The organism is Polyangium sp. y55x31, from assembly GCF_029946505.1.
Classification (GTDB): domain Bacteria; phylum Myxococcota_A; class Polyangia; order Polyangiales; family Polyangiaceae; genus Polyangium.
The window spans coordinates 161,359-174,598 of record NZ_JARZHG010000015.1 but is presented as its reverse complement, the minus strand read 5'-3'; the positions used below and the strand labels follow the sequence as shown (position 1 = coordinate 174,598).

Sequence of the window (13,240 nt, the reverse complement as noted above, 5' to 3'; positions counted from 1 at the left end):
GCCCGTGGCCGTCACGACCGATTTTCTCGTCATCGGCAGCGGGATCGCTGGCCTGACCTTCGCCCTCGACATCGCCGAACACGGCGAGGTCGTGGTCGTCACCAAGCGCAGCAGCGAGGAGTCGAACACCCGCTGGGCGCAAGGCGGCATCGCCGCCGTCATCTCGCCCGAGGACACCTTCGAGGCGCACATCAAGGACACCCTCGTCGCCGGCGCCGGCCTCTGCCACGAGGTCGTCGTCGACATCTGCGTGCGCGAGGGGCCCGATCGGATCCGCGAGCTCATGGACCGCGGCGCGCGCTTCGACCGCGAAAAAGACGGCTCGATCGCCCTCGCTCGCGAGGGCGGGCACAGCGCGCGCCGCGTCTTGCACGTCGCGGATGCGACCGGCTTCGAGGTCGAGCGCGCCCTGCTCGAGCGCTGCCGCGCGCACCCGAACATTCGCATCCTCGAGCATCACATGGCGATCGACCTCATCGTCATGTCGCGCTTCGGCGGCCCCGACGTCTGCGTCGGCGCGTACGTGCTCAACACGGCCACGCGCTCGGACGGCGAGGACGACGCGAAGAGCCACCTCGTCGAGACGTACCTCGCGCGCGCCACGATCCTCGCCTCGGGCGGGGCGGGCAAGGTTTACCTCTACACCTCGAACCCCGACGTCGCGACGGGCGACGGCATCGCGATGGCGTACCGGGCAGGCGCCGAGATCGCGAACATGGAGTTCTACCAGTTCCACCCGACCTGCCTCTATCACCCGCAGGCGAAGAGCTTCCTCATCACGGAGGCGCTGCGCGGGGAAGGCGCGCTCCTGCGTTTGCCCGACGGCACGCCGTTCATGGCGAACCACGACCCGCGCAAGGAGCTCGCCCCGCGCGACATCGTCGCCCGCGCGATCGACTTCGAGATGAAGCGCACGGGCAGCGAGTTCGTCCTGCTCGACATCACGCACAAGCCCGCGAGCTTCGTCTGCGATCACTTCCCCACGATCTACGCCGAGTGTTTGCGCTTCGGGATCGACATCACCTCGCAGCCGATCCCCGTCGTCCCCGCGGCGCACTACCTCTGCGGCGGCATCAGCACCGACCTCCACGGCCGCACCACGATCCCCGGCCTCTGGGCCGTCGGCGAGTGCGCGTGCACGGGCCTCCATGGCGCCAACCGCCTCGCCTCGAACTCGCTGCTCGAAGGCCTCGTCTTCGGCCACCGCGCCGCCGTGCGCCTCGCGAGCACGAGCGACGAGCTTTGCAAGAGCCCCTTCCCCGAGGTGCCCGAGTGGCAGATCGGCGACGCCGTCCCGAGTGACGAGGAGGTCGTCGTGACGCACAACTGGGACGAGCTGCGCCGCACCATGTGGAACTACGTCGGCATCGTCCGCTCGAACGCGCGCCTTCGCCGCGCCGCTCGCCGCATCGCCCTCTTGCAGGACGAGATTCGCGAGTATTACTGGCGGCACCTCGTGACGCGCGACCTCCTCGAACTCCGCAACATCGCCACCGTCGCCGAGCTCATCGTCGGCTGCGCGGCCGCGCGCCACGAGAGCCGCGGCTTGCATGCGACCATCGATTATCCGCAGACGAGCGATCGTTTCGCCGCGGACATCGTGGTCAAGCGGGGCGTCGTGCCCCACCTTCGAGGTCGTTGATGGATCCGGACGAAGACGAGCGCCCGAGCAGCCCGCTCATTCCACGCCCCGAAGGCGGCGAGCGCTCGATGAGTTACATCGCCGCCGCGGGATTCGCGATCGGCACGACGTTCGTCTACATCTTCTTCCTCTCGCTCATCGGCTCGATCCGCGGCGGCGACGGTCGCGCCGACCTCGTCACGAGCTTCGGCTGCCAGCTCGTCTCCACGCTGATCGCGCTCTTCCTGATCCTGCAGCTCCACGCGCCGGACAAATCGATCCGCGACTACCTCGGCGTGCGCGCCACGCACCGCGGCTTCTTCCCGCTCGCGGCGATGCTCGGCATGGCCGTGCAGATCCCGGCGAACGCGCTCTACGACGTCCTCGTCAAGCGCTGGCCGACGGGGCAGCCGCGCGAGGAGATGCTCCAGGAAGAGCTCGCGGGCGGCGTGCCGAAGCGCATCCTCTTCTTCGTCATCCTCGTGCTCGCCGGCCCGCTGATCGAAGAGATCTTCTTCCGCGGCGCGCTCTTCCGTCCGCTCCGCCGCCGCTACGACGCCCTCGGCACGATCCTCGCGACGAGCACCTACTTCGCGTTCGCGCACCTCGAGTGGCAGCTCGTCGTGCCCATCGGCCTCGTCGGCTTCTCGCTCGGTTTGCTCCGCAGCGCGAGCGGCTCGCTCTTGCCGAGCTTCGTCATGCACGGACTCTTCAACGGCATCACCCTCGCGTCCGTCTACACGCAGTCCCCCGCGGAAGCCGCCGCCTCCACGCCGATCCCTCTCCCCGTGACGATCGGCGGATCCGCCGTCACCATCGTCTTGCTGGGCCTCGTCCACCTCCTCGGGAAGAAGTCCGAGGTGGCGCGCGAGGCCCGAGAAAAGGACGTAGCGTGAACGACGCGCCCCGCTCCTCCCACGAACCTCCGAAGACCGCCCTCTGCTTGCCCGGCGGAGGCCTCACGGGCGCGCTCTACCAGATCGGCGCGCTCGCCGCACTCGCCGACGGCGTGCGAGGCGTCGACGGACAGAGTTTTTCCTTCTACCTCGGACAATCGAGCGGCGCGAGCGTCGCGGCCGCGCTCGCCGGCGGCATCCCGGTCGATCGCCTCTACCGCGCGCTGCTCGATCCGGTCGACAACTTCTTCCCGCTCGAACGTGGCCACGTCTTCCGCATGGACATCGACGAGTGGCGCCGCGCGCTCTCCACCTCGTGGGTCGCGATTCGCCACGCCCTCGCGCGCCTCTCGTCGCGCCACGACGCCGTCTCGCCCACCGCGCCGAGCCACCTCTACCTGTGGGAGCAGATCGATCGCCTCGCCGACTCCCTCCCCGCGGGCTTCTTCACGCTCGACCGGTACGAGCGTTTCCTCGCTGAGTTTTTCCTTCGCCGCGGCATCCCGAACGCCTTCCGCGCCATGCCGCGCCCCTTGCGCATCCCCACGTACGACGTCGACTGCGGCGACCGCATCCTCTTCGGCGCCGAGGGGCACGAGGACATCCCGGTCTCGCTCGCGTGCGCCGCGACGCTCGCGCTCCCGCCCTTCTTTTCGCCGATCCGTATCGGGGATCGGCACTACATCGACGGCGGGCTCGGCGACGTCGCGCACCTCGACGTCGCGGCCGAGGCGGGCGTCGAGTTCGCGGTCGTCGTGAACCCCATGGTCCCCGTCTCCGTCGCGCACCGCGCCGTTCCCACGGGACACGGCGTGCGGCAGAGCGTGCGCGACAAGGGCCTGTTCTGGGTGATGAACCAGGCCATGCGCATCGGCACCCACGCGCGCCTCGCGCAGAACGTCGAGCAGATCCAGCAGAAGACCGGCATGCACGTCCTCGTGCTCGAACCCGAGCCGACCGACGTCCTGCTCTTCTTGCACAACCCTTCGAACCTCGCCGCGCGCCGCGCCATCCTCGAATACGCCTACCGCACGACACGCGAGCGCATCGTCGAGTGGATGGAGAAGCGCCGCGGCGTGGTCGCGCGCCTCGGCTGGGAAGCGGCCTAGACCGCGCGCAGCGACGCGCGCTGCTCGGCGAGCCAGGCGCGCGCGGTCTCTTCGTCGTCGAAGAATTCCGTGGGCGACGTCTTGCCCTGCATGAGCCGCGCGGCCGTCTCCAGCATGGACACGACGACGCGGACCTGGAAGTTCGCCCCCACCATCGCCATGGGCCCCATCAGCTTCGCGCGCGGGTCTTTTGCGGCGATCTTTCGCGCCTGCGTGGTCGGGCCCGACGAGCGCGACACGTCGCTCAAGAGCATCACGGGCTGTCCCCCTGCGACCCCTTCGAGCAGATCGTAGAGCGCCACCATCTCGTCCGGCTCGATCGGGCCGTGCAACGACAGCACCACGAGGTCGGGCGGCTCGAAGGTCACGCGATGGGCCGAGCCGATGCGGAAGATACGCGACGCGTCGTGTTCCAAGGCTGCTCCGCCGTGGTCACCCGGATTTTGAAGCGAGGACGCTCACGGATATCCCTGGGCAAAGACCTCGTCAACGCACACCTCCGGGGCGCGCGTGTAAGGCTCGCCGACCTCGGGACGTTCTCGGGGCATGTCGCCCGCGCCTCGATCCAGCCTCGCCACTGCCCGTCCTTCCACGCCGGCCCTTGAAAGCCGCCCCTCGCTGCGCTCTCCTCGGGGGATCCCGATGGTTGCCCGTCCTGCTCTCCTCGCCGCCCTCGCCACCGTCGCCCTCTCGGGCCTCACGGGCTGCGCGAGCCTCGTTCCTTTCACCCACGAGATCCGCACCGAGCACGGGCTCACGGACGACGAGGTCAAGAACCTTCAGTTCTACACCTCGCACGGCATCACGCTCCGCCGCGAGATCGAGTCGGGCGGCCGCAAGATCACCCCGGGCCACAAGTTGCTGCTCATCTCGGGCAAGCAGATCGAGGAGGTCGTGATTCCGGCGAAGACCCCGGGCGTCGCCGTGAAGGTCGGCCCGCGCGCGCTCGCCGTGAGCTTCGAGCCGGGCACCTCGCTCGTGTTCACCGTGAAGGGCTCGCGCCTCGCGATGAACGATCGAGGGTTTTTGCGCCCCCTCGCGCTCGATCCTTCGCCCGCGTCGCCGTTCGAGCGGAACGTGACGAACCTGCTCGGCCAGGAGTTCGCGCAGCCTCCGAACCCGTTCCCGGGCAATGACGGCAATGAGCCGCTCACCGGCTCCTCGACCGTGGCCGGCGACGACGCGAGCGGCAATTACTGGCTCGACACCGACAGCGCGGGCCGCATCTCGTTCGCGGGCAAGCTCTGGAACAGCGAAGAGGACAGCATGCAGGCGCACCTGCTCATCGACTCCGATCTCCTGGAGGAAGTCGACAAGAAGCGGAACGTCCTGCACGGCGTGAAGCTCGAGCCGAAGTGATTCGCTCGCGCTACTTGCTCTTCAAAAACGGAATCGGGTGGCTCTTCAAGAGCTCCACCGTGTACCCCGCGGCCACGTCGCAGGCATACGCTCGAAATTCTTGCACGCGCGGCGTGTTCTTGTTCTCGTCGGCGAGGTCCGACACGCCGCGCACCATGAAGAACTCCGGCTGACGCGCCGCCGCGAAGCAAGCGCTCGCCACGCCCGCGGCCTCCATCTCCACGCCGATCAAGCTCGGCCACACGTTCCGATACTCCGTGAGCACCCGCCCGACCGCGACGACCTTGTCGCCCGACGCGATGGGCCCGAGGTGGATCCGCGGCGCGCCCTCGCCCGGGCGCGGCACCGTAAGGCTCTGCGTCCACGCGTCGCCGAGCACGTTCAGCGCCGCTGCATAAAGCCGACGTGATGCTTTGTGCACCGACCACCGCACCTCGATCCCCTGCTCCGTGAGCTTTTGCAGCTCGTAATCGACGACCTGCTCCGAGATCAAAAGATCCCCGAGCGAGACGCTCCGCCCCGCGACGCCCCCCGCGATCCCCACGAGCACCACGTGCCGCGGCCGCCAGCGCTTGATCGCCTCGCTCGTCGCCGTCGCCGCATTCACGCGGCCCATTCCGAGCAGCGGCAGCACCACGATTCGATAGCTGCCCGCGCCGTCCGCGACGGGCAACGTGGCGCGGAAATAGACGTGCACATCGTCCTTGCGCGGCACGACCCGCTCGAAGCCGGGCAGGCGCCGCAAGAGCGCGTCGCGCTCCTCGGGCAGCGCCGTGACCAGCAAAAAATCGACCCGCTCGGGCTTCGTTTTCGCCGCGCTCTTCGGCTGCCGCGGCTCCTTCGGCCGATCCGCGGCGGTGATCGGTTTGCGGCCCGAGACCTCTTCCGTGATGAGATCGAGCAGCCGCTCGGCCACGTCGTCGGCCGCCTCGCGTGTGGTGATCGGCGTATCGAGCGCGGCGATCTGCGCCCGCGTCACGCGCCGGTAGAGGCCGGAACCCTCGAAATCGGCCATGATCTCGTCGAATGCTTTCTTCGCGTCGCCGCCCGTGGACGGCAGCGGAAAGACGGGCACCTGCTCATTACGCGCGGTTTGGTATGTCTTGTACGTACCGCTGATGCCGCCGATGAGGATCACGGCTTGCGCGCGCCTGACGCTCTCGACCCATTCGGGGACACCTTTCTCCACGTAAACCACGTCCCCGCCGAAAAAGGAGGGCTCGTCGGGGCGCGGCACGATTTGCTTGAGGCGCGTGGAGAGCGGGAGCCCGAGGGCTTGCAGCTCACCGGCGAAGGCCATCGTCGCGGCTTTGTCCACGCCGTTCCAGCCGCACGTCACGAGCCCTGCGCCGCTGTGCGCCAGCGCCCGCCCGATCGCTTGCGCCGTGAGCTCCTCCGTCCTGGGCAACGGCGCTTTTCGCGAACCCGTGCCCGCGACCTGCACCCACATCTCCTGCCCCTCTGCGGCGTCCCTCATGATGGTGGAGTCTACCAGGCGTCTCGCCTCGGGTGTACGCTTCAGCAAACGCGCGGCGTGGGTCGAGCGCGGAGGAGCCGAGCATGGATCAGGGCCTCACCGATTTCCTGCGAGATTACGTCGACGCCCTCGAACGCGGGAGCGCGGCGCTGTTCGTCGGCGCGGGTTTGTCGATGGCCGCCGATCTGCCAGGCTGGGGCAAGCTGCTCGAAGGCATGGCGCGCGAGATCGGGCTCGATGTCGACGAAGAGCACGACCTCGTCTCGCTCGCCCAATTTTACGTCAATCGGTATGCCGGCAGCCGCACGCGCCTCGAATCCCTGGTCCGGCGCACGTTCGATCGCGAGGTCTCCATCCCGGACAACCACCGGATCCTCGCGCGTCTCCCGATTGGCCACGTCTGGACCACGAACTACGACGAGATTCTCGAAGGCGCGTGGCGACAGGCGGGCAAGGTCCTCGACGTCAAATCGCGCAGCCGCGACCTCACGACCTCGGACCCCGAAGCCGACGCGGCGCTCTTCAAGATGCACGGAACGGCCTCGCATCCGGACGAGATCGTCCTGACGAAGGACGATTACGAGCTTTATGCGCGCTCGCGGCCGGGGTTTTTGCAGATCCTCGGGAGCGACCTCACGACGCGCACGTTCCTGTTCCTCGGATTGAGCTTCACGGATCCGAACCTCGGGCACGTCCTCTCCGCGCTGCGCCGATCCTTCGACGATGGCCAGCGCCAGCATTACACGATCCTGAAGCGCCCCTCGGACCCGTACGCCGCGCGGCGGTTCGAGCACCTCGTCACCGACCTGCATCGTTATGGCATTCGCGCGATCGTGGTGAAGGATTATGCCGAGATCACGGACATCCTTCGCGAGCTGGAGCGGCGTCGGGCGCGGCGCAGCGTGTTCGTGTCGGGCAGTTTTCCCGAGGACGGGGACGAGAAGGAGCGCGCGTTCGTCACGACGATCGCGCGCGGCGTCGGGCGCATCGTGGGCTCGAAAAACCTGCGGCTCGTGACGGGGCTCGGGCGTGTCGTGGGCAGCGCGGCGGTCACGGGGCTCGTCGAGGCGCTCGACGGACGGACGGCCGCGGCCATTTCGAGGCGCCTCGTGGTGCGCCCGGTCCGCGAGGTGGTCCCGCCCGGCGCGTCGCTGGAGGCGTGGAAGCGAAAATCCCGCGAGAACCTGATCGCGCAGGCGGGCGTGATGATCGTCATCGGGGGATTGCGGCGCGGCGCGCCCGCGCCCGGGGTGCTGGAAGAGTTCGAGATCGCGAAAACGCAGGGCCTCGTGGTTCTGCCGATCGCGGCCACGGGGCACGCGGCGCGGGTGATTCACGAATCCATGCGCGCAAACGCCATAGCCCTGCTCCCCGCGGAAATCGACGCGGCCTCGTTCGATGCGCTCGGGCCGGAGACGAAGGACGAAGGCGCGATCCTCGCGGCCATCGAGCGCTGCCTCGGCAAGCTCGCGACGTAAAGCTTCGGGGTGGATTTCGAGGGCCCTCGCGCCCTACGATGCCCGGCGATGCCGAGCATCTTCTACGCGCCCGATCAGATCCGCATCGACGTCGAGGAGAGACAAACCCTCTTGAATGCCGCGCTCTCCGCCGGCATCCCTCACACCCACGTCTGCGGCGGCCACGCGCGTTGCTCGACGTGCCGGGTGATCGTGATCGAGGGGCTCGACAACATCGAGCCGCCGAACGAGGTCGAGCGCGCGCTCGCCGAGCGCCTCGGCTTGCCGCGCGAGGTCCGCATCGCTTGCCAGGCCACGGTGCGCGGGTCGGTGCGCGTGCGCAGGCTCGTGCTCGACGACGACGACGTCGCGCTCGTCGGCCGCATGCGCAAGTCGAAGGTCGACCTCACCCCGGTCGGCGAGGAGATCCGCGTCGCCATCCTTTTCTCCGACATCCGCGGCTTCACCCCGTTCACCGAGGCCCTCTTGCCGTACGACGTGATTCACGTCCTGAACCGCCATTTCGAGGCGATGGGCAGCGCGGTCGCGACCGAGGGCGGGTTCATCAACAATTACATGGGCGACGGCTTCATGGCGCTCTTCGGGGTCGACGGCAAACCCGACGCCCCGATGCGCGCGGTGCGCGCCGCGCTCGGCATGCTCTCGGCGATGAAAGCGAAAATGACGCCGTACCTCCTCGCGACGTACGGGCACGCCTTCGACATCGGGATCGGGATCCATTACGGCGAGGCCGTCGTCGGCCCGATCGGCTCGAGCGATCGGAAGGCGATCACCGCGATCGGCGACGCCGTCAATTTCGCGAGCCGCATCGAATCCGCCACGAAGGACGTCGGCGCCCGCCTGCTCGTCTCGGAGGCCATGTTTCGCGAGCTCTCCGGGCGCGTCGTGATCGGAAAAACCGCGCGCGTCGCCGTCAAAGGAAAAACCGGCGAGCACGAGCTCTTCGAGGTGACGGCCGTCCGCGAGGATTGACGCTCAGTTTTTCCGGTACACGAGCAGCTCGTTGCCGTATTCGAGCCGCCGCACCCGCCGGAGCCCGTGCGGCGCCATCACGTGGTCGAGGGTCCGGGGATCGAGGTATTCGATGCCGATCCACGTGAATGCCGGGTTCGGATTGACGACCACCACGTGCCCGCCCGCCGTCAGATGCTCGGCCATGCGCGCCGCGGCCTGATCCAGGTGCGGCACGTGGTTCAACGCGTGGACCGCCGTCATCACGTCGTATCGCTTCCGCAGCCGCCGCGCGCCCGCGCCGAAATCGAATCGATCGACCCCGTCGATGCGCCTTCCGGGATGTAGCCCCCGCGCCTCGCGCACCACGAGCCCCGTCCTGCTGCCGACGTCCAGCATCGAGCGGAACGGCAGCTCGTCGAGCATCGTGAAGAGCGCCACGAGGTCCATCCGAAGGCTCGGCGATCGATGAAATGCTTCGAGCTCCCATCGGGGCCGCTCGGCGACTTGGATCGGTTGCAGGGCGACGTGGTTCATGGTGCAGCCGGAGCAGGAAAACGTGACGTGAGCGGATGAGGCCTTTGCACCTCACGTGCCACGGCGTTGACGCCCGGTTTTGCGTCGCGTGTCCTCGGACGGCTGCGCAGGTTGCGCAGGAACGGCGCGACCTGCGCCGCGCCTTTCCCACGTTGTCACGGCCTACAGGCCCGGGATGCTTCCGAAAAGTGAAGGCTCGATCTTGCCGACCGTCGCTTCGACCTCGAACCGATACACCACGCCGTCGACGTCCTCGGCGACGACACGCCGGAGCGCCGCGGGATCCCCGCGCGTCACGAGCACACGATCGACGTGGAGCTCCACGCGCAGGATCCCCGTGCCAGGCTCGCGCGGCGTGCCCGTGAGCACGACCGTCGTGGGCGAAGACGACCCCGGCGCGAGCGCGAGGGAAAACGCGCCCTGCGGGCCCATCGCGAGCGCACGCCAGAGCGCGAGCAGGGGCGTGGCCACGCGGCGCGGCGCCGACGGGCCCTGGCCGTCGCGGAACTGGATCGAGGTGACGCCGTCGTAGATCAGCCGATCGTGGCCGTGCACATCGCTCAGCACGGCGATGCGAAAGGTTGTGCCGTCGCGCAGTTCCACGGCGATGGCGACCGGCGGCGCCGTGACGACCACGCCGTCGGACCCCGTCGCCTGGCCGTGGATCAGCGCGGCCATGGGCGAAGAGCGCGGATAGAGCGCGTCGATCGCGCTGCCGAGCTCCTCGGCCGCGCCCGCAGGCGCGACGGCGCGCTCGGGCCAGGTGAGCGGAGACGCGAGCGAGACCGGCGAGATCCGCGTCGATTTCACGGGCTCAGTCGCACGCGGGCCGAACGTGGCGAGGTCGTTCTCCGTGCCGTCGGGAGGATCGAGCAAGAGCAGCCGGCCCACGTGCGTGAGCGCGGCCGTCTGCGGCAGGCCCGGCGCATCGAGCGCGAGCGCGGGCGTGGCCGAGGCCGCGAACCGCGCGGCCACGGGCGGGAAGGGCAGGGGAGGCAGGAGCGGTTCGGGCGGGCGACCCGGGTAGACGAGCGCGCGGATCAAGGTCACGCCGAGCGGATCGGCGGCGCGCAGCGCGTCCGTGCGGTCGCGCGGGACCCAGTCGAAGGCCTCGCGAACGGCCGCGACCAGCGCCTCGACGTCGAGTCCTTCCCCCAGCATGCGCTCCACGGACCATTGCAGCGCCGCCGTCCCGCCTTGCTCGGCGGCCTTGCGCAGGAGCGGGATACCGCGCTGCGCCGCGCCGCGCGACAACGCCACGAGGCCCGCGCAGGCGAGCATCGCCGCGTCGCCCGGCGGCCGCGAGCCTGCGCGCTCGAGCCGCGACATCGCCTCCTCGTAGCAGGCGACGGCCGCGCGGTGGGCGCCGAGATCGTCGAGCCTGCGCCCGTGCCGCACGAGCTCGAAGGCCGCGCGCAGGTGCACGCGCCCGTGCCGCGCGTCGCCCTCCTCCTCGCTCGCTTGCAAGAGCCCCGGCAGCTCGTCCACGCCGCGGGCCTGCTCGCGCATCAGCGTGAGGTACCAGGCGATGTCGGCGCGGCGCTCGCGGATGTAGACCTCGCCCGGGTGGTCCAGACAAACATCCACCCAGCGCAGCGCGTTCTGCAGCGCTTCGAGCCACGCGATCGCCTCGTCCTTCCGGCCGAGCGTGGAGAGCACGTGCCCTTCGAGCAGCGCCGCCGAGAAGCGCACGCGGTGTACCACCGCGCCGAGCCCGCCGAACGAGGCGCGCAGCCACCCGAGCCGTTCGAGCGCAGCCTCGGGCTTGCCCGCGCGCGCGAGCACCGCCGCTTCGTTGTAGGCCGCCGCCGCCGCGACCTCGTGGAACGGGCTCTGCCACGTCCCCGCGAGCCGCTCGGAGAGCGCGCCGAGCACCGCGAGCGCGTCGTCGTAGCGCCCCGCGAGCCCGAGCGCGGCGCCCTCGTTGCACGCCGCGATCGCCGCGAGCGCGCCTTCCGCCGGGGTCGGCGAAGGGCCGAGCCGCTCGCGCAGCGCGCTCGCCCGCTCGGCGGCCTCGTCCGGTCGGCCCGAGCGCGCGAGCACGAACGCCGTCAGGCACGCGGCTGCCGCCTCCGTCTCCCGCTGCGCTGCGCTGCTCCCGCCCGACGTCGACAGCGCCGCGTGACCGAGCGCCGCGAGCGCGCGCGCGTCGTCGCCCCGCTCGATCGAGATCACGCCGAGCGCGAGCGCCGCGTCCGCCGCGAGGGCGCGCAGATCCACCGAGGACGTTTGACCTGCAAACTTCCACTCTCCGGCGAGCTCCAGCGCGGCCGCGAGGCTATCGGTCGCGAGGGCGAAGCGCTCGCGGGCCGCGTGGCGTTTGCCCCTGCGGTAGAGCGCGAGCAGCACGGCCTCGAAGATCTCGGGATCCTCGTGCCTGCGGTCGTGGAACCTCCGGACGACCTCGTCGTACTCGCCCGTCTCGGTCTGCGCCGAGAGATCGCCGAGCGCGAGGAACGCCTTCGCCGTCTCCTTGCTCCCTCGTTCGTCGCGCACCGCCTCGCGCACGATCGCCGCGCAGATCTTGGCGGCCTCGGCGTTTCGCCCCTGCGCGCGGAGCGCCATCGCCTCGGCCAGGCGCTCGGCGTGCTGGGCCGAGAGCTTGCGTGACGAGAGCGGATCGGGCCGCGCCGGCCTCTCCGTGGGGCTCGTCGGGCGGCTGCTCGACGTGGCCCCGGGCGAGGCCGAGAGCCCGGGCGAGCTCGGCCTCTCCGTGGGCACGACACGGATGCCTTCGGCGGGCGTCGCCTGGGGCGCCGCGCGGCGCGCCTCGATCGCCGAGAGCAGCTCCGCCGACATGGGCCGCGCGCGCGCGCCGACCTTGATCGGGCTCGTCTTCGAGAGGCACTGCACGAAGCGGAAGTACGCGTGTGAAAGACCCTGCGGATCCGACGTCGGCTCCACCTCGGCGGCGAGGCGCGGGGCGGGCTTCGTGGTGCTGCGCTGCGGGATCTGCGCGAGCTCGAGGTATAGCGAAAGATCACACGTGGGCAGCGCGAGGGTGGATCGCAAGAGCGCTTCGAGCCGCGGCCGCGCCTCCTCGACGAACGCGCGGCCCGCGGGGCCGTCGGCCACGTGCACGAGCAGCGGGAACAGGTGGATCGGCCGATCCGTCGAGGCGATCGCGCGCCTGCCGTGCGCCCAGGCGCCGAGCTCGATGGCCTCTTCGAGCGACGCGTCGTCGAGCACCACCACGAGCTTGTCGGCGAAGTGCGAGGCGAGGAGCGCCGTCGTCTCGGTCTCGCCCGTCGGCGCGTCGAGGAGCACCGCGTCGTAGCGCCCGCGCAGCGCTGCGGCGATCTCTTCGAGCACGCCGGGGAAGGCTTCGAGCCCATCGAGCGGGCGGTTTCGCTCGCGCGGCGTGTCCTCGCCGCCGACGGGCAGGAAGTGAAGCTCCACCGTCCGGTCCTCGGGCAGGCCGGGGTAGCGCAGGGGCACGCGCCGGATCGCGGCATCGTTCGCCTCGATGATGCGCTCGACGAGTTCGCGCGCCGCGCCGCCGCCGGCGGGCCCGCGCGTCGCGGGAAAGCGCCGGGCTTCTTCGCGCACGGCGGCGAGCAGATCGACCACGCCGGGCGCGGGCCGCGGCCTCGGGGTGTTCGACGTGGCGGCGCGGCGCTTCGTGTCGTCCGGGAAGTACCGCGTGAGCGTGGGCGAGTCGACGGCGAGGTCGACGACGAGGACCTTGTCGCCGCGGTGGGCGAGCAGGGCCGCGACGTTTGCCAGGGCCATCGCGCGTCCCGCGTCGCTGCGGGCCGACGCGAACACGGCGAGGTAGCCATCCCGAGCGGTAGGCAATCGAAAACCCTCCA

The 13,240-nt window shown here is 70.1% G+C and carries 10 protein-coding genes; 6 read left to right on the top strand and 4 right to left on the bottom strand.

Annotated elements, in window-relative coordinates; all coding sequences use genetic code 11:
• Positions 1 to 4 precede the first annotated feature (4 nt).
• Genes nadB through QHF84_RS25570 form a run of 3 tightly spaced genes read left to right on the top strand, consistent with a single transcriptional unit; the run spans position 5 to position 3,626 of the window.
• Positions 5 to 1,642 (top strand): L-aspartate oxidase, encoded by a 1,638-nt coding sequence (gene nadB, locus QHF84_RS25580; RefSeq protein WP_281316029.1) that lies wholly within the window; start codon positions 5 to 7, stop codon positions 1,640 to 1,642.
• Positions 1,642 to 2,517, top strand: a complete 876-nt coding sequence (locus QHF84_RS25575; protein ID WP_281316028.1) for a CPBP family intramembrane glutamic endopeptidase — start codon at positions 1,642 to 1,644, stop codon at positions 2,515 to 2,517. The genes nadB and QHF84_RS25575 overlap by 1 nt, the downstream gene beginning before the upstream one ends.
• Positions 2,514 to 3,626 carry a patatin-like phospholipase family protein gene (locus QHF84_RS25570; protein ID WP_281316027.1) on the top strand — a complete coding sequence of 371 codons (1,113 nt, stop codon included), beginning with the start codon at positions 2,514 to 2,516 and terminating at the stop codon, positions 3,624 to 3,626. Before QHF84_RS25575 ends, QHF84_RS25570 begins: the two co-directional genes overlap by 4 nt.
• On the opposite strand, the gene QHF84_RS25565 is transcribed toward QHF84_RS25570, so the two are convergent.
• A complete protein-coding gene (locus tag QHF84_RS25565; RefSeq protein ID WP_281316026.1) occupies positions 3,623 to 4,042 on the bottom strand; it encodes an STAS/SEC14 domain-containing protein in 420 nt (139 codons plus the stop codon). The genes QHF84_RS25570 and QHF84_RS25565 overlap by 4 nt on opposite strands.
• 226 nt (positions 4,043 to 4,268) lie before the next feature.
• On the opposite strand from QHF84_RS25565, the gene QHF84_RS25560 reads away from it, so the two are divergent.
• Entirely contained in the window at positions 4,269 to 4,985 is a 717-nt protein-coding gene (locus tag QHF84_RS25560) for a DNA-directed RNA polymerase (protein WP_281316025.1), read from the top strand.
• Between the two features lie 10 nt (positions 4,986 to 4,995).
• On the opposite strand, the gene QHF84_RS25555 is transcribed toward QHF84_RS25560, so the two are convergent.
• The gene (locus QHF84_RS25555) at positions 4,996 to 6,462 is read right to left on the bottom strand and encodes a 5'-methylthioadenosine/S-adenosylhomocysteine nucleosidase (RefSeq protein ID WP_281316024.1); all 1,467 of its coding nucleotides are present in this window, start codon (positions 6,460 to 6,462) and stop codon (positions 4,996 to 4,998) included.
• Positions 6,463 to 6,545: 83 nt separating this feature from the next.
• On the opposite strand from QHF84_RS25555, the gene QHF84_RS25550 reads away from it, so the two are divergent.
• On the top strand, positions 6,546 to 7,940 hold the full coding sequence (locus tag QHF84_RS25550) for an SIR2 family protein (protein ID WP_281316023.1): 1,395 nt from the start codon (positions 6,546 to 6,548) through the stop codon (positions 7,938 to 7,940).
• 48 nt (positions 7,941 to 7,988) lie between these two features.
• The gene (locus QHF84_RS25545; protein WP_281316022.1) at positions 7,989 to 8,912 is read left to right on the top strand and encodes an adenylate/guanylate cyclase domain-containing protein; all 924 of its coding nucleotides are present in this window, start codon (positions 7,989 to 7,991) and stop codon (positions 8,910 to 8,912) included.
• A 3-nt stretch (positions 8,913 to 8,915) separates the two neighbouring features.
• Here the strand turns inward: QHF84_RS25545 and QHF84_RS25540 are convergent, their stop codons facing one another.
• Entirely contained in the window at positions 8,916 to 9,428 is a 513-nt protein-coding gene (locus tag QHF84_RS25540; protein WP_281316021.1) for a class I SAM-dependent methyltransferase, read from the bottom strand.
• Between the two features lie 162 nt (positions 9,429 to 9,590).
• A complete protein-coding gene (locus QHF84_RS25535; RefSeq protein WP_281316020.1) occupies positions 9,591 to 13,226 on the bottom strand; it encodes a hypothetical protein in 3,636 nt (1,211 codons plus the stop codon).
• Positions 13,227 to 13,240 lie beyond the last annotated feature (14 nt).

What these genes read in the sequence shown, in the direction of transcription:
- QHF84_RS25575 (WP_281316028.1), top strand. Translation starts at nt 1,642, where the DNA reads ATGGATCCGGACGAAGACGAGCGCCCGAGCAGCCCGCTCATTCCACGC.
- QHF84_RS25555 (WP_281316024.1), bottom strand. Translation starts at nt 6,462, where the DNA reads ATGAGGGACGCCGCAGAGGGGCAGGAGATGTGGGTGCAGGTCGCGGGC.
- QHF84_RS25545 (WP_281316022.1), top strand. Translation starts at nt 7,989, where the DNA reads ATGCCGAGCATCTTCTACGCGCCCGATCAGATCCGCATCGACGTCGAG.
- QHF84_RS25560 (WP_281316025.1), top strand. Translation starts at nt 4,269, where the DNA reads ATGGTTGCCCGTCCTGCTCTCCTCGCCGCCCTCGCCACCGTCGCCCTC.
- QHF84_RS25550 (WP_281316023.1), top strand. Translation starts at nt 6,546, where the DNA reads ATGGATCAGGGCCTCACCGATTTCCTGCGAGATTACGTCGACGCCCTC.
- QHF84_RS25540 (WP_281316021.1), bottom strand. Translation starts at nt 9,428, where the DNA reads ATGAACCACGTCGCCCTGCAACCGATCCAAGTCGCCGAGCGGCCCCGA.